The organism is Sporosarcina sp. FSL K6-5500, from assembly GCF_038005665.1.
GTDB lineage: Bacteria > Bacillota > Bacilli > Bacillales_A > Planococcaceae > Sporosarcina > Sporosarcina psychrophila.
In genome coordinates, this window is sequence record NZ_JBBOTP010000001.1 from 1,321,829 (window position 1) to 1,344,485 (window position 22,657).

At 40.6% G+C, this 22,657-nt stretch carries 24 protein-coding genes; 5 read left to right on the forward strand and 19 right to left on the reverse strand.

Translation table 11 applies throughout. The features are described from left to right. Positions 1-6: 6 nt before the first annotated feature. From MKX62_RS05980 to MKX62_RS05990, 3 genes are read left to right on the forward strand one after another with little or no spacing between them, the layout of a single operon-like run. Positions 7-1,140, forward strand: a complete 1,134-nt coding sequence (locus MKX62_RS05980; RefSeq protein ID WP_338654787.1) for a DUF4350 domain-containing protein — start codon at positions 7-9, stop codon at positions 1,138-1,140. Next, positions 1,137-2,066 carry an AAA family ATPase gene (locus MKX62_RS05985; protein WP_187046115.1) on the forward strand — a complete coding sequence of 310 codons (930 nt, stop codon included), beginning with the start codon at positions 1,137-1,139 and terminating at the stop codon, positions 2,064-2,066. Before MKX62_RS05980 ends, MKX62_RS05985 begins: the two co-directional genes overlap by 4 nt. Then, positions 2,017-3,378, forward strand: a complete 1,362-nt coding sequence (locus MKX62_RS05990; protein WP_187046116.1) for a DUF58 domain-containing protein — start codon at positions 2,017-2,019, stop codon at positions 3,376-3,378. Before MKX62_RS05985 ends, MKX62_RS05990 begins: the two co-directional genes overlap by 50 nt. Here the strand turns inward: MKX62_RS05990 and MKX62_RS05995 are convergent. Beyond that, entirely contained in the window at positions 3,371-4,336 is a 966-nt protein-coding gene (locus MKX62_RS05995; protein ID WP_340741037.1) for a stage II sporulation protein M, read from the reverse strand. The two genes, MKX62_RS05990 and MKX62_RS05995, sit on opposite strands and share 8 nt — an antisense overlap. 246 nt (positions 4,337-4,582) lie before the next feature. Between MKX62_RS05995 and MKX62_RS06000 the strand changes: the two genes are divergently transcribed. Continuing rightward, entirely contained in the window at positions 4,583-5,386 is an 804-nt protein-coding gene (locus MKX62_RS06000; protein ID WP_340741038.1) for an RDD family protein, read from the forward strand. Between the two features lie 157 nt (positions 5,387-5,543). Here the strand turns inward: MKX62_RS06000 and MKX62_RS06005 are convergent, their stop codons facing one another. From MKX62_RS06005 to MKX62_RS06080, 16 genes are all read right to left on the reverse strand, one after another. Further along, entirely contained in the window at positions 5,544-6,527 is a 984-nt protein-coding gene (locus tag MKX62_RS06005) for a nuclease-related domain-containing protein (RefSeq protein ID WP_340741039.1), read from the reverse strand. A gap of 330 nt (positions 6,528-6,857) precedes the next feature. Beyond that, entirely contained in the window at positions 6,858-7,799 is a 942-nt protein-coding gene (gene mdh / locus MKX62_RS06010) for a malate dehydrogenase (protein ID WP_338654782.1), read from the reverse strand. A 23-nt stretch (positions 7,800-7,822) separates the two neighbouring features. Further along, the gene (locus MKX62_RS06015; protein WP_067213526.1) at positions 7,823-8,185 is read right to left on the reverse strand and encodes a BMC domain-containing protein; all 363 of its coding nucleotides are present in this window, start codon (positions 8,183-8,185) and stop codon (positions 7,823-7,825) included. Further along, entirely contained in the window at positions 8,160-8,462 is a 303-nt protein-coding gene (locus tag MKX62_RS06020) for a EutN/CcmL family microcompartment protein (RefSeq protein ID WP_067213527.1), read from the reverse strand. The genes MKX62_RS06015 and MKX62_RS06020 overlap by 26 nt, the downstream gene beginning before the upstream one ends. A gap of 15 nt (positions 8,463-8,477) precedes the next feature. Then, positions 8,478-9,350 (reverse strand): phosphate propanoyltransferase, encoded by an 873-nt coding sequence (pduL, locus tag MKX62_RS06025; protein ID WP_340741040.1) that lies wholly within the window; start codon positions 9,348-9,350, stop codon positions 8,478-8,480. 35 nt (positions 9,351-9,385) lie between these two features. Continuing rightward, positions 9,386-9,673, reverse strand: a complete 288-nt coding sequence (locus MKX62_RS06030; protein WP_067213529.1) for a BMC domain-containing protein — start codon at positions 9,671-9,673, stop codon at positions 9,386-9,388. Positions 9,674-9,800: 127 nt separating this feature from the next. Further along, the gene (locus MKX62_RS06035) at positions 9,801-11,267 is read right to left on the reverse strand and encodes an aldehyde dehydrogenase family protein (protein WP_445683546.1); all 1,467 of its coding nucleotides are present in this window, start codon (positions 11,265-11,267) and stop codon (positions 9,801-9,803) included. A 58-nt stretch (positions 11,268-11,325) separates the two neighbouring features. Then, positions 11,326-11,973, reverse strand: a complete 648-nt coding sequence (gene eutL / locus MKX62_RS06040; RefSeq protein ID WP_067213531.1) for an ethanolamine utilization microcompartment protein EutL — start codon at positions 11,971-11,973, stop codon at positions 11,326-11,328. Positions 11,974-11,989: 16 nt separating this feature from the next. Beyond that, positions 11,990-12,970, reverse strand: a complete 981-nt coding sequence (gene eutC, locus MKX62_RS06045; protein ID WP_338654774.1) for an ethanolamine ammonia-lyase subunit EutC — start codon at positions 12,968-12,970, stop codon at positions 11,990-11,992. Positions 12,971-12,982: 12 nt separating this feature from the next. Then, the gene (locus tag MKX62_RS06050; RefSeq protein ID WP_067213533.1) at positions 12,983-14,347 is read right to left on the reverse strand and encodes an ethanolamine ammonia-lyase subunit EutB; all 1,365 of its coding nucleotides are present in this window, start codon (positions 14,345-14,347) and stop codon (positions 12,983-12,985) included. A 16-nt stretch (positions 14,348-14,363) separates the two neighbouring features. Beyond that, a complete protein-coding gene (locus MKX62_RS06055; RefSeq protein WP_187046119.1) occupies positions 14,364-15,812 on the reverse strand; it encodes an ethanolamine ammonia-lyase reactivating factor EutA in 1,449 nt (482 codons plus the stop codon). Positions 15,813-15,958: 146 nt separating this feature from the next. Further along, positions 15,959-16,480 carry a EutP/PduV family microcompartment system protein gene (locus tag MKX62_RS06060; protein ID WP_067213535.1) on the reverse strand — a complete coding sequence of 174 codons (522 nt, stop codon included), beginning with the start codon at positions 16,478-16,480 and terminating at the stop codon, positions 15,959-15,961. 16 nt (positions 16,481-16,496) lie between these two features. After that, the gene (gene eutS / locus MKX62_RS06065; protein WP_067213536.1) at positions 16,497-16,838 is read right to left on the reverse strand and encodes an ethanolamine utilization microcompartment protein EutS; all 342 of its coding nucleotides are present in this window, start codon (positions 16,836-16,838) and stop codon (positions 16,497-16,499) included. A gap of 129 nt (positions 16,839-16,967) precedes the next feature. Beyond that, on the reverse strand, positions 16,968-18,218 hold the full coding sequence (gene eutH, locus MKX62_RS06070; protein ID WP_067213537.1) for an ethanolamine utilization protein EutH: 1,251 nt from the start codon (positions 18,216-18,218) through the stop codon (positions 16,968-16,970). A gap of 145 nt (positions 18,219-18,363) precedes the next feature. Continuing rightward, positions 18,364-18,933 carry an ANTAR domain-containing response regulator gene (locus MKX62_RS06075; RefSeq protein ID WP_340741042.1) on the reverse strand — a complete coding sequence of 190 codons (570 nt, stop codon included), beginning with the start codon at positions 18,931-18,933 and terminating at the stop codon, positions 18,364-18,366. Continuing rightward, positions 18,908-20,365 carry a sensor histidine kinase gene (locus tag MKX62_RS06080; RefSeq protein WP_187046120.1) on the reverse strand — a complete coding sequence of 486 codons (1,458 nt, stop codon included), beginning with the start codon at positions 20,363-20,365 and terminating at the stop codon, positions 18,908-18,910. Before MKX62_RS06080 ends, MKX62_RS06075 begins: the two co-directional genes overlap by 26 nt. A gap of 152 nt (positions 20,366-20,517) precedes the next feature. Between MKX62_RS06080 and MKX62_RS06085 the strand changes: the two genes are divergently transcribed. After that, a complete protein-coding gene (locus MKX62_RS06085) occupies positions 20,518-21,252 on the forward strand; it encodes an MBL fold metallo-hydrolase (RefSeq protein WP_340741043.1) in 735 nt (244 codons plus the stop codon). Positions 21,253-21,301: 49 nt separating this feature from the next. On the opposite strand, the gene MKX62_RS06090 is transcribed toward MKX62_RS06085, so the two are convergent. Both MKX62_RS06090 and MKX62_RS06095 read right to left on the reverse strand, forming a co-directional pair. After that, the gene (locus tag MKX62_RS06090; RefSeq protein WP_340741044.1) at positions 21,302-21,859 is read right to left on the reverse strand and encodes a PepSY domain-containing protein; all 558 of its coding nucleotides are present in this window, start codon (positions 21,857-21,859) and stop codon (positions 21,302-21,304) included. A gap of 87 nt (positions 21,860-21,946) precedes the next feature. Next, a complete protein-coding gene (locus MKX62_RS06095; RefSeq protein ID WP_340741045.1) occupies positions 21,947-22,642 on the reverse strand; it encodes a PepSY domain-containing protein in 696 nt (231 codons plus the stop codon). Between the last annotated feature and the right edge of the window lie 15 nt (positions 22,643-22,657).

The window sequence follows — 22,657 nt, forward strand, 5'->3', positions numbered from 1 at the left end:
GATAGATTGCAGAACCCAATAGCGAATAAAAAAATATGGGTATGGCTAGTAATTCTTTTGACTGTGCTACTGTTTTCACGGTATATCTTAATCCAAGGACAACTAAAAGAGTATTCAATGTATGCTTCTGATTCTCCTTCTCCTACAGGTGTGAAGGCATTTTATACATACGCACTGAATCATCAAGATGTCGTCAAAAGATGGTCCGGTTCTCCAAGCCAATTACCAAACAATCCAGCAAATCAACTACTCATTATGATCGAACCATACTTTACACCGAACAGTGCAGAATTGGACAGCTACAACCTCTTTATGGAAGCAGGAAATACAATCCTGTTATTCAAAGAAAATCCGAAAGGGATGTTTGGACTAGAAACAGAAGTCGTGGAAACTGACGCAGTAAATGTGTTTGACCCAGCAGGCGCTAGTTATCGTACTAAAACTGACGTGACTAGCCAAGTGAGGCTTCTAGAAAATGCTCAAGATGAAATCTTACTATCTGATGATGCAGGCACAATTGCATTAAAGCGAGTAGTTGGTGAGGGTCAATTGATTGTAACGAATTCACCGAAATGGATTATGAACGGAGAAATAGTAACGGATGATCATCTTGCACTCATTTTAGCACTTCTAAAAGACGTGGATAGCAAAGTCATTTTATTTGATGAATACATCCATGATGTGAAAAATGCCACAACCATTTTGAACATCTATCCACGCTGGTTTTTGTTATTAATGATTCAAGGTGCCCTTTTGACAATTCTTTGGCTGTGGCACCATGGAAAGCGATTCGGACCTATTTTCATTTCAAGACAAGAAACAGTTCGCTTCAGTGATGAAGGGATAAAAGCTTTAGCTGCCTGGTATATTAGAGGGCATCGTTATCATGATTCGTTAGTTATTCAAGCTAATTATGTCATGACTTTGCTACAAGAACATTGGAGAATTCCTTATCATCAGGAATGGAAGGATCTCACCGCACAATTCGAACGAAAGTGGCCACATTTGGAAAAAGGAGAGATTCACTCCCTATTAAGTGGTTTGGCAGATATGTTAGAAAAGAGCACAGTGAGCAAGCAGGAATACTTGTTATGGTCTAAAAGACTAGAGAAGATCAGGAAAGAGGTTGAAGAAGGATGAGAGCACAAGTTTTAACCTTATTAGAAAAATATGAAGAACGTATTTTAGGTCAAAGCACTAACCTCAAGCTTCTATTATCTGCAATTTTATCAGGAGGACATGTTCTACTCGAAGGAGTTCCGGGTACTGGAAAAACACAAATGGTTAGATCGCTCGCAGAACTTCTTGGCGGAAGTTTTCGCCGAATCCAGTTTACACCAGACTTACTTCCAAGTGATATTACCGGAAGTATGATCTACAATATGAAAGAAGGCACGTTTGAAACGCTAAAAGGACCTGTATTTACCAACATCCTTTTGGCAGATGAAATTAACCGAACGCCAGCAAAAACGCAAGCAGCACTTTTAGAAGCGATGGAAGAACAACAAGTTACCATTCAAGGAAACACGTATCCATTACCAGATGTGTTTTTTGTTGTGGCGACACAAAACCCGATTGAATTCGAAGGAACGTATCCCTTGCCCGAAGCTCAGCAAGATCGTTTCCTATTTAAGTTAAAAATTGATTTCCCTTCATTTGCAGAAGAAAAAAATGTACTTAAACAAGTGATTGAAAAAACTTTTGATACAAGCCTGGTTACTCCCGTACTAGATATGGAGGCTTTCTTGACAATTAGAGAAGAAATTCAGCGTGTGACGATTGAGGATGGCGTGCTAGATTACATTATGCAAATTGTCAGAAAGACCCGGGAAACAGATTCAATCCGCTTTGGTGCGAGTACAAGAGCAGCGATTTCGATTGGTAAGGCATGCCAAGCATGGGCCTACTTAGCGGGTCGAGACTATGTGACGCCAGATGATATTAAAATAGTAGCGAAACCTTCATTAAGGCATCGGATTCAATTAGCGCCACATGTAGAAATGGAGGGAGCGGCCGTTGACCAAATCATTGAAGAACTTGTGGGCTCGGTTCCTGTTCCAAGGTAGAGGAATTTTACCGACGAAACGATTACTCAGTGCTTACCTAATCTTTTCGTTGCTTGTCATTTTACTTGGAAGCCTACTCGATATTACTTGGTCCTTGATCATTACCTTGAACGTCGGTGTTATTTTAGTAAGTTTACTGGATTTAATTTATTCACCTAAGAAAAGTCAACTGAGCTTTCGGCGTACAATCACTAAAGAACTAGAGCGTAATCTCAGCTATACAGTAGAGATTGAAGTAAGTAATACTTCCGAATTTGATCTTCGCTTTTTCCTAGTGGATGATATTCCCCAGTCATTTGAGCGACCTTTTCCGCTCCGTGGGGAGGCTCCGAGGGTATCCGCAAGTATTGTTACATACGAAACAAATGCACCCGTTAGAGGTAAGTACGACATTGAGCGGCTGTACTTTCGTTATACAAGTCGTTTTGGGTTATGGGCAAAGCAACAGACGATTGAATTAGTCGATTCTGTAAAAGTGATTCCCGATTTAACAGAGACGAAACACTATTTAGGGAACGCTCAGCGTTTTTTATTATATGATGGCTCGAAAATTCGTAAGCAACAACGCGGTGTAGGAGATTTCGCACAGATTAGAAACTATGCTGTAGGTGATGATCCACGGATGATCAACTGGCGGCAAACTGCAAAGCTTCAAGAAGTGATGACTAATGAATATGAACCTGAGCATGGAAAGTATGTAACCATTTTAATTGATTGCGGGCGAATGATGGGCTCGGAACTAGCGATAGGCAATCGCCTTGAGAAAGCGCTGGAAGCCGCATTAACAGTGACCGCGGCGGCTTTACAAAAAGGAGATTATGTCTCTATAGTAGCATTTTCAAAAGAAGTGAAAGTATTTATACCACCCGCAAAAGGCATGACACATTTACAGACAATCCTTCAGGCAGTCTACAACCTTAAAGTCGATACAGCAGAGTCAAATTATGCGGCTGTGCTCACTTATTTGGAAACGATGCAAAAGAAACGAAGCTTGCTACTCTTATTTAGTGATGTACGCACATTTCTTCATGAGGAAAGCGCGCTAGTATATTTACAGCGTCTTAGACAAAGACATGTGTTTTTGATGATCGGAATTGAAGATGTGGCGATATTGAAGAAAGCCAATGAGGTACCCGTAGACGTTCGAAGCGCGATGGAAAAAAGCATTGCCCAGCAGCAAGTTTTGATCAAGAAAAAAGAAAAATTAAAATGGGAAAAGCAAGGCCTACAAATGATTGAGGCCCGCGAGGACAAACTTGCAGTAGCTGCAGTTTCCCATTATATCGATATTATGAATCGTAATCTTATATAAGCTGTCTTTTTGCTAGTAATACCCTGCCAATCACTATATACAGAACTAAGCCAAACACGGTTATGCATGCAACACTATACTTCGCTGCCAAGGGAATCGCTGCTGGGGTGATGAAACCTTCGATCAATCCAGCAATTACAAATAAAGGAATTGTCCCTATCAAAAGTTGGACAGAACGTTGTGCCTGTTTCTTTAACTGATAGCCTCTGGAAAATTGTCCTGGAACAAAGAGCTTATAGCCCATTAACAGACCGGCACCACCTGCGATAAAAATAGCTGTAAGCTCAATCATTCCATGGGGAACGATGTATGCCCAAAACTCATATGATTTCCCATAATGAAAGAACAAGCCAGCGAGGGCCCCCACTATAATACCATTATAAATGAGTACATAGACTGTTAATAAACCAAATGTGACCCCGCCGGCAAATGCCAAGATCGCCACATTAATATTATTTGTCATGATACTGGCGGACATCACCGAAGAATTAACCTGACCATCTGCACTACCTAGTTGTTCAGGATTCACACCTTGAGCTATTTCTGCTGGTAAGATCCCATGTATCGTTTGCGGATCATTGACAACCGCGAAAAAGCTTCCTACCCCACCTAATGTAAACAACAGCATTGCAGCAACGATAAACTTCCATTGTTCTAAAAATAGGTGAATAAATGTTGTGCTCAAAAAATGTCCGATTTGTTTCATACTCGATATTTGGTCTTTATATAAAAGATTATGCGATTTTGAAACAAGTCCATTTAAGTAAAGTGTTACTTCGTCCTCGGGAAAATACGTTTGTGAATAGGATAGATTCTGGGTTGCCTTTTGATAGAACCGATAAAATTTATCAATCGTGGCACCCGTCATACCGGATTTCCTTTTATGCATGATTGATACTAGATCTTCAAGCTGATTCCAATCATCACGATGCAACTTTACAAATTGCTTTATATTCATCTAGTCACCTTCTTGTTTTTTATTGATTGAAAGAGTTTCCAAAATACCTCTGTCTAGTTATGTTGAACTAATGATTCTATATAATCTCCAGCGTATGCGCCTCATAGGGGTAGCCGAGCGTTGTTGAGGGAATTCTTTATATCAACATATATAGTTAGTAACAAATGTATATAAATACAAGTATAGCAGATGAACTTGAACAACTTGTAATAAAATGAAAACTCCACCAGAAATGAGGAAATCATTGTGAAACAAGAGCAAGTAGGAATTAAAACGCCGGAATTCGTATCTCTTCAATTTCAGCTTGCGGGTCTTGGTAGTAGAGCCACAGGGTTTATAATCGACCAACTTATTCTACTCGTCGTGAATGCGTTAATCATTATTTCTCTTATTATCCTTTTTACTGGCGAGATGGACCTATTGGCTTATGCAGGTACAGACTCCCTTCTATTAGGACTTACAATCGTTGGCCTCTTTATTATTAACTCAGGGTATTTTATCGCTCTCGAATACTTTTCAGGTGGGAGAACAATTGGAAAGCGAATCGTCGGGATTCGAGCCATTCAGGAAAATGGCCATAGTCTGACTCTCTTATCTAGTTTTATTCGTAACTTTCTTCGGATTGTTGATAATTTACCGGCAGGTTACTTTCTGGGCATCATAATGATTTACTTCCATCCAACACATAAAAGAATTGGGGACCTTGTGGCAGGGACAATCGTCGTCCATGAGAGAAAAGCGAAACGAAAGAAGAAGCTTTCACCGATTGAAAAAGAAATCATAGAAAAAGGCCTAACGAAAGACGATTTCAACATTGATGAGTGGGCTTTACAATCACTCAGCCAGAAAGATTGGAACCTCATTAACACCTATAGTAATCGTCTTATGCAGTTGCCAACAAACGAAAGATCTGAACTTACTCTACAAATGGCCGGATTATTATTCCCTAAATTAGGATTAGAAATAGCAGGAAAAAGCCACCTTGATTTAGAAAACACTTTGCTTGTCTTATATTTGATCTTGAAAGAGGAATGGGCGTACGAATTGTGACTAGCTTCGCGGTTGATGTTAGGGTTATCACCGACGTGAGACGAGTTATCACCGACTCCAACGAGGTTATCACCGCCATGGGACACTTTACCACCGACTCAAACAAGTTTATCACCGTCATGGCCAAAATAACTCAAAATGAAAAAGCGCACTTGAATTAGGTGCGCTTTTCACATTTCAATCTGAGATTCATCGAGTAACTTCGATTTCGATTCGCCCCTTCCGTTTGTAAATTCATGCTGTTTAAAATCCGATTAGCTGTTTGTTGGCGATCAATGTGTAAAAATTCCCGGCAGTCTTTGTTTTTCATTGCCCCTCCGAATAAAAGAAACCAATCACGGATTGCTTTTTTATGGGCATCTGGACTTGTCCCATCACATGCTGTACAACGCCAACCTTTCATATATTTTTTCATTCCAAAAAGACCGCATGATGGGCATGCAACGCCTGTTATAATTTTGTTCTGAATATCAGGGTAGGTGAAGCTGATTGGGGGTGGAATAAATTCGCGATGGCTGGCAACAAGTTCATGCCCTAGCCTTTTGAAGCTTGCATCGTCCAACAGTGGGGGTTCTGCGGAAAGACTGCGAATGTAAGTGGGAACTGCCTTTGGGAATAGGAATGGAATTTCCGTGTCAAATAGTTCAATACGTTGTGTTGAATAAGCCAAAACGATTGCACCGTAAATCGGTAAATAGACATCGCGTGCTTGAAACCAGTCCCGCAGTAGCTCACAATTACTCTGCACTTGGGTAATAGGGCTGTTGAAACCCTTCACTTCCCCGTTGTCCAGTGTACGGATTAATTGTGGTGGATTATTAATTACTTTAAGTTTTCCAGCAATGTTCTTTACTTCAAAAATTATTGCATACGACGGTGTGATGAATAATGTATCCATTTGAAAATGAGTACTCGATGTAAGAGATAAATCGTACAGGACTTGGTGTTTCATTGGAAAAGAATAGCTTTCAAATATCCTGTCTAGTTGCTGTTCTCCGCCGAACCCAGCTTTTACTGATGCGTATCTAGCCTTCAATAGAGGAAGAATTGTTCCTTGTTCCGGCGCTATACGCTCGATAGCCGCGTTTAACCCCTCAAGTAGCAATGGTTCCTTTCTTCGTTTACTGATGAATTTCCTCAACCTCCTCGCTAGTTTTTGACGTCTGCTTAAGGAAATCGTACCATATTCTGATCACAGAAACCATCATTAAAAAGAGTATTCAATTTATTATCTTTTTTTGACCAGCAAGTGGCATGCTATGCTCGCCTTCCCATTACTTGCACCTTCCCATCGCCTAGTTGAATTGCTGGTTTTATCACCGCCTTAAAGCATTTTATCACCGGCATGAACTTGGTTATCACCGCCTTGAAGCACTTTATCACCGACTCGAACGGATTTATCACCGCCTATCTCGATATCGTAATTTACAAGACACAAAAAAAGCATCCCGAATAACCGGAATGCCCTTGCTTATTTATCACATATCTCCAGTACGGAACGAACTGATTCAACCGACTTGTCTAGCGCGGCCTTCTCTTCAATCGTTAACGGAAGCTCAATAATGCTCTCTATACCGTTCCCGCCAATCACAGCTGGAACACCTAAATATAAATCAGTATAGCCGTACTCTCCCTCTAGATAAGCAATTGACGGTAAAATCCTTTTCTTATCACGAATAATTGATTCGGCCATTTCGACAAGTGAAGCAGCTGGCGCATAGTATGCACTTCCGTTTCCAAGTAAGGAAACAATTTCACCGCCGCCTTTTCTCGTTCGCTCTACGATTTGATCCATGCGATCTTGAGGAATGATTTTCTCAAGGGGTATACCACCTGCGTAGGAATACCTAACAAGAGGCACCATATCATCCCCGTGCCCCCCTAAAACAAACCCGGAAATATCCTCCACTGAAATATTCAGCTCTTCAGCGACAAACGTATTAAAGCGGGCTGTATCAAGTACACCCGATTGACCAATGACTCTATTTTTAGGGAACCCCGTCGTTTTATAACAGACATATGTCATTGCATCTACAGGATTACTTAAAATTAAAATAGTGCTTTCGGGTGCATATTTTTTCACTTGCTCCGATACAGCACGCATAATTTTTGCATTCGTATTGACAAGATCATCTCTACTCATACCAGGTTTTCTTGCAATACCTGCAGTAATGATGACCATATCCGCGTCTTGAATATGCTCGTAATTGGAAGTCCCCATTACTTTTGCATTGAAACCTTGAACAGGACCTGTTTGTAGTATATCAAGCGCTTTCCCTTTTACAGGGTTTTCTTGTTCAGGGATATCGAGCAATACAATATCACCCAACTCTTTTTGCGCTAGCATTAAAGCTACTGTGGCACCGGTATAACCCGCACCAATTACGGCGATTTTATTTCTCCGAAAAGCCAAATATGCTCACCCTTCCATAACCATTAACTATCAGTCTTTTTTGTTACCTGCTCTTTAGTAGTAGGTGCAGGTGTAAGTTTCACTTGTTTTTTCTGTTGTTCAAACTCATTATAGTCAAGGGGTTTAACCATTTTATAAACAGATTCGTCTGGACGCGGAATAACGTGAGCTCCTAAAAGTTCACCTACACGCTTCGCAGCTTCACGGCCGGCGTCGACAGCTGCTTGCACAGCGCCAACATCACCTTGAACAATAACCGTCACGATTCCGCCGTCAATAAATTCTTGTTTTATCAATCTAACGTTAGCCGCTTTAATCATTGCATCTGCCGCTTCCATGGAACCGACTAATCCTTTTGTTTCAATCATTCCGATTGCTTGACTCATCGATTTCACCTCTCTTCACTTCTGTTGAATCGATTATTCCAATCACAACCGCATCAATTGGAATGGGGTTATCTTTATCTATAAAACGCGATGAACCGCCACTTGTTACAATGACTTGATCACCAATTCCGGCGCCAAGTCGATCTGCGGCAACAAAATGTGTTCTCACCGGGTTACCATACGCATCTTCAGGTTGGATGATCAGTAATTTCACACCTTGTAATCCTTCTTCTTTGCGTGTTGCCCAAACGTTTCCAATCACTTTTCCTAAACGCATGACTATCACCTTTTTCTATTTTCTAACGGAAATAGATTTACCTAAATCTCTTGCTGTATCACGCGCAAGTGCTGTGACGATTGTTCCTTTTTCAACGATAATCTCAGTTGCCGTAATTTCTCTGACATCATCATTTGACAGCAATTTCTTTTTAAAATCATGCTGGTTTTTAACAATAATCTCTGACGTTTTATTGTCGACAAGTACGCTTGAACGAACTTCGCCAGAGCGAATAACATGCCCAACCGTTCCCTGCGTGATTAAACCCGCATTTGCCTCATCAGTATCGATATGCATTTCTAAACGATACCGCTCAGAAACTCTAATCTTCACGTTACGATAAGCAATCGGTCGTATTCCAGCTACTTCTACCGTTACATACTCGCCATTTTGTACACCCAATTGCGTTGCGTCCTCGGGCTGCATATGAATATGAGCTTGGGCAATGATTAACCCTTCATCGAGATATAGACTTGCTTTTGTCCCGATTAACGTAAATGCTCCTGAACCTGCAATATTACCTGATTCACGAAGTGGCGGCTTAACGCCAAGCTTCATAGCATCTGTCCAGCTGACTTCTGCTTGCGTCAACGAGCGCGCAGGGCCAAGTACACGAACTCGTTCAATGCTCCCTCTTGGACCTGCAATGACTACTGTCTCATTCGCTGCAAATTGATTTGGTTGGGATAAATCAGCTTTCTTCGTTAATTCATACCCTTTACCAAATAGTATCTCAACATGTTCTTGCGACAAATGGACGTGACGAGCAGAAACAGCGATTGGTATTGTATTTGGAGGAAGTACAGGTGCTTGTTTTGGTTCAATTTCTGCTTTTGTTAATTGACCAAGTACTTCCCCCACAATTTTTTCAATCAATTGCTGATCCATGTCGTTACCGCCTTCCTGTTAAAAACATGCGAGTATTAGTTATCTGATTTAGGTAATAGCATTTCAAGCTCATCATGCGGTCTTGGAATTACATGAACAGATAGCAATTCGCCTACACGTTGTGCCGCTGCAGCTCCTGCATCTGTCGCCGCTTTAACTGCACCTACATCTCCACGTACTAAAACAGTTACAATTCCGCCACCTACGTGTACTTTACCAACTAGATGTACGCTTGCTGCTTTCACCATTGCGTCTGCTGCTTCGATTGCACCGATTAATCCTTTTGTTTCTACCATTCCTAATGCTGTACCTTCTCTATTCATGTCTGTTTCCTCCTAGTAATTTTTAGTTTGGTGTGTTGAAATGAAGCATTTCATTGAATCCGCTGCGGCGCTTGGGGATGCCTCTTTTAAGGCGCCTTCGCTAGTTTGCAGAGGTATTGAAGTATTCTTATTTAGATAATTGTTTCACGATTTCGTTGACTAAGTCTTTCACCATTTCAGGATTGACATTGTCACTTGAACTCATAGATTTCAATACTTGTGAGACCACTTGTTCTGTTACGTCTTCACTTGAATCAGCTGTATTTTTCGGAAGCTGTACTTCTTTAATGCCATAAGCCATTCGTTTAATGTTTAACAAATGCTTAGCTGTTACATTGTCGGATGTAATATTCCCCCCGAATGTCCCACAACCTAATGTCATCGAAGGCATTAAACCTGTTGTGCCCCCAACCGCTCCAACGGATGACATCGTGTTTACTAAAATACGTGAGACAGGCATATCCATCGCAAATTCACGTGCGATAGCGTCTGTTTCTGTATGAATGGACAGCGAATGCCCACGGCCGCCTAGGTTTAATAATGATAAACAAAGTTCTTTTGCATGATTCAGATCAGATGCTACATACATTGCGAAAACAGGGGATAACTTTTCAAGTGAGAAAGGAATTTCTTTTCCTACTTTTGTTTCCATCCCAACGATGACACGTGTCCCTTCGGGTAGTGTAATGCCTGCCAATTTCGCAATGACTTGTGGGCTTTTCCCAACAATTTTAGGATTCACTTTTCCTGGAATAGGTGAAACTACTTTTTCCATGATGAGCTTTTCTTCATCTGATAAAATATACGCACCGTTTTTCTTTAATTCGCGGTTAACTAGCTCTAAAATGTTGCGGTCTACCACTATCGCTTGCTCTGTTGCACAGATTGTTCCATAGTCGAAAGATTTACTGTCGATGATATCTTTAACAGCTTTCTCGATTTTGGCAGAACGTTCAATATAAACGGGAACATTTCCGGGACCGACTCCATATGCAGGTTTCCCTGAACTGTATGCCGCTTTTACCAATGCACTGCCACCCGTTGCAAGAATTAAGTTCACATCGGGATGCTTCATCAATTGTTGTGTTGCATCCATCGAAGCCATCGTTAAGCACTGGATCAACCCTTTTGGTGCTCCCGCCGCCACAGCCGCTTCGTCACAAACCTTTAACGCTTCGTTTGTACATTGAATTGCATAGGGATGGGGGCTTACGACAATTGAGTTTCTCGTTTTCAAAGCAATTAATGTTTTAAAAAACGCGGTTGACGTTGGATTTGTTGTTGGAATGATTGCTGCCACCACTCCAAAAGGAGCAGCTATCTCAACAACCTTTTTAACTTTATCCTCACCGACTACACCGACTGTTTTTAAATCTTTAATACTTTCGTAAACATCTCTTGAACCAACTTCATTTTTAATGGTTTTATGAGCGGCTACACCCATTCCTGTTTCTTCTACTGCCATCTTACCTAGTCTTGCAGACTGTTCGTACGCCGCATCAGCAACCGCCTTAACGATACGATCCACTTGCTCTTGTGTAAAACTCATATAAGCTAATTGTGCTTCCTTAGCGATTTGCACTGCTGTACGCATTTCCTGGAGAGCTAATAAATCAGCATCTATTGCTATTACCACTGCACTCTCTCCTTTCCTAATATTCTAAAGGCCTCTTCGCCATATTCAAAATGGCTTCTCTAAACGCATCCGCCGCTGCTTGGCAAGAAGATTGACTGCCTGTTAGTAACCCTCCACCAAAGTTCGTTTCAGAAGGCGGAGCGAAAAATTCACACACACTAACGTCTGCCGCCTTTAACGCCGCATCCAGTCCTACAATTGCTTCGATTGGCGGAGCGATTAAGTAAGCAAGCGATTGGCCGGGTGAAATCCCAGCAACCTCTGCCAAATAACTTCCACAGCTTGAAATTGTATGCGCATATAACGCATGATTTTCATCATCATTGATGGCTTCAAAGTAAGCCGTATTTTCGATTGTGGTACGAATCGAATCAAGGCCGCTTTTCACTTCATCCGGAGATGAACCTGCTATGATGCCGATAAATTCTCCTGAAAGAGGACCCGATGCATGTGCCGATCCTGCGTAAAAACTTTTTGCATAGACCACTTCGACGTCCGAATCTTTCGTTGCCTGATCGGCAGCCGTATAACCCACGTCATCAATCGTTGTTGTAAATAACCCCAAACTCCGTTGGTAAGGCTTTAAATTAAACTTCGTAGCTAGCCCAGCATCTACATTAGGAATAACTTGCATAGACAACACTTCTGCATGAACTTTCTTCATGACATCTACACACCTCCTATCCTTCCTTCTTAACAAGTGAAACGCCACTTGCTTCATACTTCAATATCTTTTGGATAACAGTTCCAAGATACGCTCCTGCTTCCACCGGTGGAATTCCACCTTTGTGAATATTTGAAACGACCATGCGTTCCGCTTCAATCGTTCCAATGCGGGGTTTGTAACAAATATAGGCGCTTAATGATTCTGCCGAGACAAGTCCTGGACGCTCCCCAATTAAAATGATGACGACATCAGGCTGCAGGATTTCACCTATTTCATCCATTAAAGCAACTCTGCCTTTATCAACATAAATAGTGGTACCCATCTCAATATTTAAATTGTTTAACGACTGCTCCAATGATAAGTAGACATCTTCTAAATTCACTTCAAGTGCTTTGGCACTTAGTCCGTTAGAAGCAACAATTTGTACCCTTGGAGCGCGCTGGCATTTTTCCGCAACCATTTTTTTAGAGTCATCCGATAATCTTCTTCCTAAATCAGGTCGTCGGATATACTCTTCTTTGTCCAACACTTTTGAATGCAATTGGAGGAAGCCCAATCGTTCCAATATTTCTTGCGGAACCTCACCGTAAACAGCGTCTACAGCTGCTGCATGGTCAAATCTGAATTGGAGCCAGGTAGCTGTTTTCGGTCTAGTACCAGCTCTTCCTACTACAATCCGTGCAGGTGTTTTCTTACGAAGATCAGCTAAGTACGCTTCCTTATTTGATTCCTCTATTACAGGCTTACTTTTGCTTGCTTGCAGATTTACGCTTTTCGGCTTTTTATCCTCTAGCGCCGTATCGAAGAATTTCACATTTCCATCAGGAGTTGCACGCACTGTTTCCTCTGTAAAATGATTTCCTACTAAAGTCTCTTGAAACAACATAACAGGCATCTGTTTGTTGTCATTATCACGATCATCTGTTTTCAAGTTACTTGTTTGGAGTTTTTCAACGACCATCTTCGTAATCTTTTCAATGAGTTGTTCATTCACAGATGTCATCTCCTAACGTGTAAATATAGTAGGGTCGCCTGCTCGAGCACTTAAGCGACCATTTTCATAAATCCCCATTTTTTCAAGCCATTTTAAGTATTCCGGCGCCGGTGTTTTACCAAACGTTTGTAAAAGCGTTGCTACATCATGGAAGCTCATCGACTGGTAATTCAGCATTACATCGTCTCCCATAGGAGTAGCGATGATGAAGTTGACACCCGCAGCAGATAATAAGACACCTAAATCTTCAATGTCATTTTGGTCTGCTTTTATATGATTTGTGTAACAGATGTCCACACCCATCGGAATGCCGTGCATTTTACCCATGAAGTGATCTTCGAGACCAGCACGTATGACTTGTTTGTTGTTATACAAGTACTCAGGTCCGATAAAACCGACCACCGTATTTACGATGAACGGATCGAAGTGTCTTGCGAATCCGTAATTTCTAGATTCTAGCGTTAATTGATCAATTCCATGATGCGCTTCTGCCGACAGCTCTGACCCTTGACCCGTTTCAAAATACATAACTTGTGGGCCTGAACCCGTTCCCTGTTTCATAGCGAGATCTTTTGCTTCTGCAATCAGTTCTGCAGTAATACCAAATGAGCGATTTGCTACTTCGGTTCCTGCAATACTTTGGAAAATCATATCTGCGGGAGCACCTTGTTCAATTGCTTTCATCTGCGTATTTACATGAGCTAACACACAGTTTTGAGTAGGAATTTCCCATTCTTGCATGAAATCTTTTGTCGCATGCAATAGCCGTTTAACACTTTCAACGGAGTCGTCAACAGGGTTAATCCCAATTACTGCATCGCCAATTCCATATGACAATCCATCTTTCAGAGACGCAATCATTCCATCCACGTTGTCTGTCGGATGATTTGGCTGTAACCGAGATGAAATCGTTCCTTTTTGACCAATCGTAATATTACATGTTGTTAATATTTCAACTTTATTGGCCGCATGTACTAAATCAAGATTAGACATTAACTTCGCAACTGCAGCAATCATTTCGGAAGTTAAGCCCCGGCTAATACGTTTCAGTTCACGGTCGCCCACTTTATTACTTAAAATGTATTCCCGTAATTCAGCGACACTCCAATTTTTTAATTCTGCATAAATCCGTTCATTTATATCGCCTTCAATAATTCTGGAAACTTCGTCCGTTTCGATTGGTATTAAAGGATTGTTACGAATATCACTTAATAAGATTTCACTGAGGACCGTTTTTGCAGCAATTCGTTCTTGTACAGTTTCCGCTGCAACACCCGCCAGCCGATCTCCCGACTTTTCTTCATTTGCTTTTGCCATTACTTCTTTCAGATCGGCGAAATTATAACTTATGCCGCCTAAAGTTGTTTTTAATATCAAAAGTAGACACCCTCCTTCACGATGAGTGAAATGTTAATGTTTTGACGACGACAGGGACAACTCCGGATTCAAGTGCTCTTCCGATGTCCATATAATCACCATGTTCGACAGTAATTTGATCGATACATATAACGCTTTGCCTGACTTGCATAGCAATCAAAGTTTGACCTAACACTTTTGCATGATCAGTTTGTAAAATTAGAACAATCGGTTGATCGGGATCAGGTCGTTGTTCCATCACCTGAATAATGGCGGCCGCTAACTTTTGAATATCTCTAAAGCCCATATAAGGCAGTTCGGAAATGTATAATGCAAAGTTCTGTCCTTCTCTGGCCGCATCATATATATCGATTGCATTTTTAACGGCTATTTCAAAGTTTTCTAATCCAGTTTGGAGATTCTCACCAAACGCATAATTGTAAACTGGTATATTCTTAAGCGGTAATTCATCCGATGCCACCTGGATTGTTGCTCCGCTAATTTCTGTTGTTTGCGTGCCCGCCCCAAGAACTGTTGCCCGTACTGTTTCAACAGGCTCCAACCATGAATAGCTTTGCAATGCTTCATTCCTTTGAAGAGCTTTTGCCAACTGTACACCTATATCATCGTAATTCGATTTCTGCCCCTTATCCGGTTCATGATTATACATGCACTCAGAAATACCACCCGAAAAAACAAGTGTGTCAATCTTTTCGTGCCAGTTGGGATGATGTCCTAGCAAAAGCACTTCATCCTTTTCTTGGACATCATTTTTCAGTATTCTTCCCAACGACTCCGCCATGAAATCGGTTACAAATTTAATATTCCTTGATTCTGGATTATCGCCCACATGTAATAACACATTTTGCTCCGTTAAAAGCTTTTGTACAGGCGGAGAAATAGAATTTACTTTCCCCTCATGAAATTCTATGAGTCGCCCTCCAATATGCAATGTACATGTGCCAAGAAGTACCTTATCTTTGTAAACAGCAATGTTCGCCGTTCCTCCGCCTATATCGATATTGGCAATTACTTTTCCGCTACGACTAGAATAGTCATATGCTCCGGAACCTTTAGCAGCTATAATTCCTTCTAAATCCGGTCCTGCTGTAGCTACTAAGAAATCACCAACTTCACCTGACAAATAGTGAAGCATCTCGCTCGCATTTTGCTTTGTCGCCGTTTCACCGGTAATAATGACTGCACCGGTTGCAATTTGCGAAGCAACGATACCGGCCTTTGCATATTCTGAACGAACAATTTTTTCAATCTCCACAACATTTATCGTCGAAGGATTGGTTAAAGGTGTTCTGAAAATAGGACTCTTGTATAGAACTTCTTTATCTACAATTTCAATTTTGGGAACATGAGTGGTACCTGCTACATTCATCAATGAAAATCGGCTAATAATTAGCTTTGTTGTGCTCGTGCCAATGTCAATCCCCGCACTAATCATCGTCTCCGGTTCGCGATTGGAACCACCCATACTCACACCTCATTTAAGTGATATAAAAGCGCAAGGCGCCTGGACTCTAGACAAAAAATAAAAGCGCCTCTACAGACCCGAAGAAAACTCTCCGAGTAGTAAAGGCGCCTTTGCCGTGTTCATTAACTTTTAATAGTATTAATATATCAAACATTACGTGAAGTGTAAAGGTAGTCGTTGAATAAAAGCTTATCGTCCATAGCGGCGATTACGAAGTTTTTCATTGAATTCATATCATTTAACTTCACTAATTCTTTCAGGTACTCAATGCCAATTCCTTCAACTGATGAAGTAATGACAATGGGCCCACTCGAAACAACAGACTTTATCATGTCAATTGACCGCGCTATGTCTGCATTGGGATGATCACTTTTGGTAATCACTCCAATCGGCAATTTCGTAATCCCCATACTAAATCCAGGCGGAAAAATCATTTTCCCGTTTGTTGCATCCTGCAAGTAAAACACATGGGTTACTTCTAAAGCAGTAGCCATAATGCTTTTATAAAACATTGGATTCTCTGTATATTCACCAGGTGTATCTACAATCCAATCGTAATAGGTCAATGTCTGTGTTTTAAATGCCTCGACTGTTTTTCCTAATAACGCATTCGTTAACGTAGATTTTCCAGCGCCAATTGAACCAATAAGCATCGCCCTGTTTTTCATCTTCTCAAACACGTCCTTACGACTTTGTAATGAGTGCTGGCGTATATCCTAATCTCTCAGATAAAAATCGATTAATTTCACTCATAGCCATGTCGACTTCTGAAACACTACCAACAATAACAAGACTTCCCGTAAATCGATCTAAGAAACCAATCGATACATTCGCTGCTTTTGTTGCCAAATCACCCGCGATTATTACTGTTTCACTTGGTGTGCATGTCATAATTCCTAACGCACCTGCTTGTTGAATACCAAGTTTTTGAAACATATCAGGATTCGGATTAGCGATTAAATGACTTAATGTGATTTGCTTACCGGGTACAAATTCTTGGATAAACCTTTTTTTCTCTTCACTCACTTTATTTGCCCCTTTCTGCTGGATATATATCGAAAATATTTATACATGTAAAACTTAGCTTAGGCGCCTTACAAGGGAATCTTTATTTCAACTTATATAGTTAAAAGGTTAGTACAATCAGGCTTAATCTTACTTCTCGGCTTTTTCATCTTCTAAGTACTCGCCTGGAAGAATGGTTCCATCTGCACGGTCTTTCTCTTCAAGTTTCAGAGCTGTTGGAACAGATAACCAGTACGCTATCCCAATTGCACAGATACCGGCTGTTAATTTACCAATAATTACTGGCAAAATAATATTTGGTTGGAAGTTTGCCGTAAAGGACAAGTGATCTCCTAGCAAGAATGCTGCACAGACTGCAAATGCGATGTTAATGACCTTATCTTTCGGCCTCATGTATCTAACTAGCGAGAACATCGCCAAAATATTAGCCATTGTCGCTAAGATACCAGCACTCCCTGTGGAAGATAGTCCAATCCTACGTCCACCTGCTTCCAATGGTTTCGCTGCATATTTACGTAGTAAGTAAACCATTGGGAATGCCCCTGCTAACATGATACCAATATAACCAGCCGTTTCAAGTGCGCGGAATTGATCTGCTTCATCCGCCATAATTGGATCGAAGCCCCATGCACCAAAAATAGTTGTGAATAAACCCGTGAATATTTCAACGATCGAGAAGACTAACACTAGTTTGATAGCCGCATCCATTACACGTCCAAAAATCATAAACCCTGCAATCATGCCACGTGGGAAGAACTTCAACCCTGCCGCGATTAAAAGTACGAATATGAGTAACGGTAATAGGTTAATTAGTATTTGTCCATAACTGATGACAAATTCATACGTAGAATCGGATGTTGTGCTTATGACATCACGAATTTCAGTATTAAACAATACGACCAATACAGAAGCAATAAATGCACCGATCGGAATTGTTAGAACACCAGACATTACGCCAAGTGCCATGTATTTATGATCTCTTTTATCAAGCATTGCAAGTCCCATAGGTATCGAGAATACAATTGTTGCCCCCGCCATGTATCCTACAATTAATGCCATTACCCAGCCTTCATAGGATGTTTTCAATGCGTTTGCTAACTGATACCCGCCCATATCCGATGCTAAGATTGTCGTCGCGGCAATTGCCGGATCCGCCCCAATAGCATCAAAAATAGGTCCGATAAACTTACTGATAAACCATGTTAAATAAGGTATGGATGCCATGATACCAGCTGCCGGTACAAAGATATGACCAACCGCATGAAGACCAGACATAAATTCCTTACCAAGCCCATCTTCCGGGTTTTTAATTGCCGCAAACGCCCCCAAAACTGCACAAAACATAATAATATATACAATTACTGTGCCTATCATCGCCATTAGTATTCCCCCTATTATGTAGTAATTTAATAAAAACGTTATCATTTTGTTCTTTGTTTAGTAGTCAATTAGCAATCACCTCCCCAAATAAATACAAAAAGGCCCTTAAAGAACAATCTCTTTAAGCGCCTTTGCTTGTTGTTATTCACTTTTGTTGTGCAATAATTTCCTTAGCCAATGACTCCATTGTCATTTGTCTGGTCATACTGAAATCTCTCATTCGTTTAAATGCTTCTTCTTCCGTTATTTGTTCCATTTGCATTAGAATTCCTTTGGCTCGTTCAATCAGTTTTCTTTTTTCTACTTCTTGTTTCGCGTTTTTAATATCCTCTTTCAGTCTTTTTGCTTTACCCGACTGATGGAGAGCGATTTCAACTGCTGGTATTAAATTTGATTCCGCAATAGGTTTGACCAAATAACCTACAATATTATCCTGTTGTGCTTTCTTGATAAATTCTTTTTGACTATAAGCCGTGATGATTAAAATCGGTAAGTCTAACTGATTGGCAATAATTTGACTGGCTTGTAGTCCGTTAATCTTGGGCATTTTAATATCCATCAAAATTAGGTCCGGTTTATGTAAAAATGCGAGTTCAATCGCTCGATCACCGTCCCCTGCCTCACCGACAACATCGTAGCCATGGTCTTCTAACATCATCTTGATATCCATACGAATTAAGGATTCATCTTCAGCTATCAATATTTTCTTTCTCATAATAAATAATAACCTCCGGACTTACTGGAAACATAATTGCTGCGTGTGTTCCTATGTCTTCCGGCATATAACTAAATTCGCCATTCAAGTCATTCACAACTAAATTACGTACAATTTCTAAACCAAGTGATGACTTCGTTTGTTTAATCCCAACACCGTTGTCGGAAATATGAAGCTCCAAAGAGTCTGCCTTCGAATAAAAGTTAACAATAATCTCACCGCGAGTGTCTCCAGGAAATGCGTGTTTCAAGGAGTTTTGAACGAGTTCATTAACAATTAGTGCAATTGAAACCGCTTTCCTTGATGATGTTAATATTCTATTGCCATTTGACCTAATAATCAAGCCCACTTTTTTATTGGGGCCATTTATTGTCATTGTTGAACAAACCTTTTTTGTAAGCTCAATGATATCCACATCATCATCTTCTGCATCTTCATTAGCCAAAATCAATTCGTAAACGGAGGAAATACTAAATACTCTGTTTAGCGTATCTTCAAAGTAGGATTTACTTTCTTCGGAAATCCCCTTCCTCATTTGTAGCCTAAGTAAGCTTGCCACGGTTTGAAGATTATTCTTCACTCTATGGTGAATTTCTTGAATAACAACGGATTTCATCATAAGTTCTTTTTCTTTCGTACGGAGCTCAGTTAAGTCTTGGATAACGAGTAAGGTCCCTCTCATTTCATCCTTTTTTCGCAATCGAATTTTTTTGACAACGAGATTCTTACGGTCTAATGTTAATTCAGATACAAAAACGTCATCTTGCTGATCATATACAGGTTTAAGAAAAGGCAATAACTCTACTAAGTTTACATTTTGTATTTCTTCCGTATGACTCATCTCTGTTATGAATTTAACACCTACTGGATTTGCATAAGTCAACTTATTTTCATGGTCAGTCAACAGGAAAATTTCCATTAATAAGTCCGAAACTATCGGCATTTCACTATTCTTATCCCCCAAGACATAGCCGATTGACTCCTGTCCAAATGGAAGATCTTCAAGATTATTAGTGTAAGGCATGGCATGATAGACTTCTTTCTCTTGTATAAGTACAGCTATTACTTGATGCATATTATTTTTAATAGGAACTACACTTTGCTCCACAGATCTTCCTTCTTGTGTTACCGCCTGACGAATTAGTGACTTCTTCCCTTTTCGATAACTATAAAACACACCCGGCTCAAAGGAATCAAACACTATCTTTCCAATAACCGAATTTTCATAAACAGCATTAATAGACTTTGGAAAAGCCTCGGCAACAACAATTGCCTGTTCATTGTCTTTCATCTTACAATCAATGAACATATAAGCATCCGATAAATCCGCATACATTTGTAATGTAGAAGCAACACTTTTTAATTGTTGAATATCATCAGCTGACAGGTCCGTATATATAGTACACAATTGCTCGAGTGTAGATTCTGCCACTGTTAGTTAATACCCACCTTTATTTGAATTCTTTGAATACATTATAGTATTTATATCCTACAGGGTCAATATTATTCTACACTTCCTACTTTCAATTGACTCCGTTTCAAGGTACACTTTTTTCACTTGCAATGGAATTGGAGGAATTCATAATGAAAATAACACCAATCGGTATCTGGGGTGGATACCCGAAAGCAAATAGTGCCACTTCGTCTTTTTTGATCGAACACGATAACTTTCATTGTCTCATTGATTGCGGCAGTGGCGTACTTTCCTCATTGCAAAATTATTTACCTTTAGAAAAAATTGACGCTGTTGTCATCAGTCATTATCACGCAGACCATATTGCTGACGTCGGGAGTCTCCAATTCAGCAGGATCATTAATTTTTATCTAGGTCATCAAGCTCCTCCATTACCGATTTATGGGCACACTAAAGATCAAGAGAATTTCGCAAAACTCTCGTACCAAGATCAAACAATAGGCATTGGCATTTCAGAAGATGATGTCATTCAAATAGGTCCATTTAAAGTGAGCTTTTGCCGTACGGTACATCCCGTCTATTGCTTGGCAATGAAATTCAAGGTCGGTGGCCAGTCCATTGTACTCACCGCAGATACAGAATGGCGAGATGAACTGATTGATTTCGCACGCGGCGCTGATCTTTTAATTAGCGAGGCCAATTTATATGAAGAACACGTCGGGAAAGCACCAGGTCATATGGGCGGAAGCGAAGCTGGAAGAATGGCGAAATTGGCGGGAGTAAAACAACTTGTGTTAACCCACTTGCCGTTGCACGGAAATATTGAAGAAATTCTTGATGCAGCTGTCGTCGTATATGATGGGCCTACTGAACTTGCTGAAGTTGGGAAAGTATACGAAGTGTAAATTGTTTTTCCCCATAAAAATAGGGCTGTTCAGGAACAGCCCCTTTACTTCAATCATTATCTTTATCACTATCTTTTTCAAATTTCAGAACTTCACCTGAAATTGCATCAATATCAAAGTCGTAGTCATATTTTCCATCTCGAATTTCGATTTCATAGACTACTCGGCCATCATCTTCGTCTAATTTCACTTCTGCCACAGTACCTTTTGCTTGTTTCATCGCAATATTGACAGCAGCTTTTTCTGTTATAAATTTACCATTTGGAGCAATCACTTTATCGTCTGAATCGTCGTTATCAAAGTCGTCATCATTATCATTTTCTTTATCTGTGCGCAATACTTTTCCTGTTTTCGCATCGATATCGAGATCATATTCAAAGCCGTTTGATTTAACTTCAACCTCATAAATATCACCCACTAGTTCACGGTCCAATTCAATTCCAGTCACTGTTCCACCTACTGATTTTACAGCAATTGCTTCCGCTTCTTCCATCGTCAATAAACCTTTTGGCGTCGCCGCGAAACTATGTCCCGCGTTCCCAGCCACCGCAACTCCACCTATTACAAGCACGCCAGCCAATGCTGGAATCATCATCCATTTCTTCATCTTGTATCTCCTCCTTTTGTTGTTACCTTCATATTACTCGGCGAACATGAGAGGACATTGTGAGGAGTATTAGAATTTGATGAGAGATTAGTCATCCCATGTGACAGACATTATTTTTCCTGAAATTGCATGAATCTGGAAGGTACCTTCCCGGTCATCAGCTGCTTCGATTTCGATTAGGTAGTAGCCTCCATCGCTTGTTTTTTCATACGAAAAGTCATCTACATCACCTTTTAGTTGAGTTTGCGCAATTGCAATTGCCTGTTCCTTGGTAATAAGCGCATTTTCCCCTGTCGTTTCCTTCACGGTTTCAGTGATTATTTTCCCCGTCATGGCGTCGACTGTCACCTTTGTAAACTTCGGGTCTTTCGACAGCTTCACCTCGTAAATCAGGGTTTCCCCGCCTGTAATCAATGAAATCCGTTCCGTTTCACCGCTATATTTCCCCGCTATAATTTCTTTCACCTTAGACTCAGAAAGCACGTCCGGAATCTCTTCCTTCATTTCACCAGTCTGGGTAAGCGATAAAACACTTCCTGTCATTGCGTCAACTTCAGCCGAATAAACCGCTTCACCTCGACTCATTTCTGCTTGATAAACGCCGTTCGTTATTGAGATGCGGTCAACAGTTCCACCGTACATGCTCTCCAACTGAGTTCGGATCGTATCAGCCGCCATCGGTTCCTGCTTATTGATCAAACTTCCTATATAAAATCCGCCCACCGTTAGAAGTACTAAGGTTAACAGGGACGGAATAAACCATGATTTTTTCAAAAAATGCATACTCCTCGCCTCCTT

Bases quoted from the DNA above. Each gene is read 5' to 3' on its own strand.
- MKX62_RS05985 (WP_187046115.1), top strand. From the start codon at position 1,137: ATGAGAGCACAAGTTTTAACCTTATTAGAAAAATATGAAGAACGTATT.
- MKX62_RS05995 (WP_340741037.1), bottom strand. From the start codon at position 4,336: ATGAATATAAAGCAATTTGTAAAGTTGCATCGTGATGATTGGAATCAG.
- MKX62_RS06015 (WP_067213526.1), bottom strand. From the start codon at position 8,185: ATGAGTCAAGCAATCGGAATGATTGAAACAAAAGGATTAGTCGGTTCC.
- MKX62_RS06020 (WP_067213527.1), bottom strand. From the start codon at position 8,462: ATGCGTTTAGGAAAAGTGATTGGAAACGTTTGGGCAACACGCAAAGAA.
- pduL (WP_340741040.1), bottom strand. From the start codon at position 9,350: ATGGATCAGCAATTGATTGAAAAAATTGTGGGGGAAGTACTTGGTCAA.
- MKX62_RS06030 (WP_067213529.1), bottom strand. From the start codon at position 9,673: ATGAATAGAGAAGGTACAGCATTAGGAATGGTAGAAACAAAAGGATTA.
- MKX62_RS06035 (WP_445683546.1), bottom strand. From the start codon at position 11,267: ATGCGTACAGCAGTGCAAATCGCTAAGGAAGCACAATTAGCTTATATG.
- eutL (WP_067213531.1), bottom strand. From the start codon at position 11,973: ATGAAGAAAGTTCATGCAGAAGTGTTGTCTATGCAAGTTATTCCTAAT.
- MKX62_RS06055 (WP_187046119.1), bottom strand. From the start codon at position 15,812: ATGGGTGGTTCCAATCGCGAACCGGAGACGATGATTAGTGCGGGGATT.
- MKX62_RS06060 (WP_067213535.1), bottom strand. From the start codon at position 16,480: ATGAAAAACAGGGCGATGCTTATTGGTTCAATTGGCGCTGGAAAATCT.
- eutH (WP_067213537.1), bottom strand. From the start codon at position 18,218: ATGGCGATGATAGGCACAGTAATTGTATATATTATTATGTTTTGTGCA.
- MKX62_RS06075 (WP_340741042.1), bottom strand. From the start codon at position 18,933: ATGAGAAAGAAAATATTGATAGCTGAAGATGAATCCTTAATTCGTATG.
- MKX62_RS06085 (WP_340741043.1), top strand. From the start codon at position 20,518: ATGAAAATAACACCAATCGGTATCTGGGGTGGATACCCGAAAGCAAAT.
- MKX62_RS06090 (WP_340741044.1), bottom strand. From the start codon at position 21,859: ATGAAGAAATGGATGATGATTCCAGCATTGGCTGGCGTGCTTGTAATA.
- MKX62_RS06095 (WP_340741045.1), bottom strand. From the start codon at position 22,642: ATGCATTTTTTGAAAAAATCATGGTTTATTCCGTCCCTGTTAACCTTA.